The following is a 971-nucleotide window of genomic DNA, read 5'->3' on the forward strand; positions in this document are numbered from 1 at the left end:
ATTATGGCTGCAAGAAAAGTTACGTCGCTGCGGTTTACGTAGTATTGATCCTGCCGTTGACGTAACCAACTATATTTTGCTTGAGCTCGGTCAGCCAATGCATGCATTTGATTTAGATAAGCTGAATGGCTCAATCAATGTACGTCAAGCTGAAAATGCTGAAAAACTAACCTTGTTGGATGGTCAGGAAGTTGAACTTCGTGATGACACCTTGGTTATTGCAGATGAAAACACTCCACTTGCAATCGCAGGTATCATGGGTGGCGAAGCCTCAGGTGTTAGCGCTACAACTCAGAACATCTTTTTGGAATGTGCCTTCTTTGCACCCTTGGCGATTGCGGGTAAAGCACGCTCTTATGGCTTGCATACAGACTCTTCACACCGTTTTGAACGAGGTGTTGATTATGCGCTGCAGCACGAGGCAATGGAACGTGCAACGCGCTTATTAATCGATATTGTCGGCGGCAAAGCTGGCCCAATCGTTGAAGAAAGTGATGCAGAGACGCTTCCTAAGTCTTCGACTGTGACCTTGCGTGAAACTAAAGTTGAGTCGCTCTTAGGCTTGAAGGTAGAGACAGCTGAAATAGAAGAGATTCTAACGCGCCTTGGGCTTGAAGTTGTTGATCGAGCAGAGGGGCAGTGGACCTTTGCTGTGCCAAGCTATCGTTTCGATATTGCCATTGAACCAGACCTGATTGAAGAAATTGGTCGGGTCTACGGCTATAACAAACTACCTAAAACGACTGCATTAGGCTCAATGAAGCTGCGGGCCGTCGACGAAGATATCTTCCCGCAGGACTACCTGGCTGATCGTTTGGTGAGTTTAGGTTATCAGGAGGCAATCACTTACAGCTTTGTTGACGAAGAAACACAAAAGCTCGTGACGCCTGAAGAGCAGGGTATCGCTTTGGCAAACCCAATCTCAGCTGATTTGGCTGTGATGAGAACGTCTTTATGGCCTGGCTTGCTAA

The 971-nt window shown here is 47.0% G+C and carries 1 protein-coding gene; it reads left to right on the forward strand.

Going from position 1 to position 971, the window contains the following annotated elements:
* Positions 1-971: phenylalanine--tRNA ligase subunit beta (locus A3757_RS23735; RefSeq protein ID WP_197470276.1), on the forward strand; the 971-nt coding region annotated here is incomplete at both ends.

This window comes from Oleiphilus sp. HI0117 (assembly GCF_001635235.1).